This window comes from Colwellia sp. KS18-150 (assembly GCF_057551365.1).
On the sequence record NZ_BAAJMC010000046.1, the window covers coordinates 1 to 715 of the forward strand.

Annotated in this window: 1 protein-coding gene; it reads left to right on the forward strand. The window is 39.0% G+C overall.

All coding sequences use genetic code 11. The annotated features are described in order from the left end of the window. Positions 1-715: IS3 family transposase (locus tag AC27IF_RS20215; RefSeq protein WP_487056157.1), on the forward strand; the 715-nt coding region annotated here is incomplete at both ends.

Sequence of the window (715 nt, forward strand, 5' to 3'; positions counted from 1 at the left end):
TTATTAAAGGTGAAAGATGCCTTTAACAAAAGTCACCAAACGTACGGTAGTCCTCGCGTATTTCAAGCGTTAAAAAGGTTAGGTATTCAAACCAGTGAAAAACGTATTGCGCGTTTAATGCGAGAAAATGGTTTAAGAGCCCGCGCATTAAAAACCTATAGCAAACCGGCCAAAGTGAAGTTTTTCTATAAAGAAATCAAGAACAATCGTAAGCGTATTTGTAAGCCCGATGCGATTAATCAGCAATGGTCAGGTGACGTTACCTACCTTAAAGTAGGCTCGCGTTGGTATTACCTAGCCGTAGTTCTTGATTTGTTTTCTCGTCGTATTATTGGGTGGGCATTTGGTAAGCATAAATCAACTAGGCTAACGCTTAAGGCACTACAGTTGGCGATAAATAAGCGCAAAGTATCACAACCGGTTTTATTTCACACTGACCGAGGGGCAGAGTATAGGGCCCACGTAGTACAGCAGTACTTAATGAAACATAATAGTACCGCAAGCATGAATCGACCTGGTTGCTGTACAGACAATGCAGAAGTGGAATCATTCTTTCATTCGTTAAAGGCTGATATCATCAGAGGTAATGCATTTGAAACAACAAAGAAATTACATGCTAAATTAAAAGGTTACATGAATTATTTTTATAATAGACAGCGACTGCATTCAAGCTTAGGATATAAAACACCTGCTGAGTATGAATTGGCAGTTAATT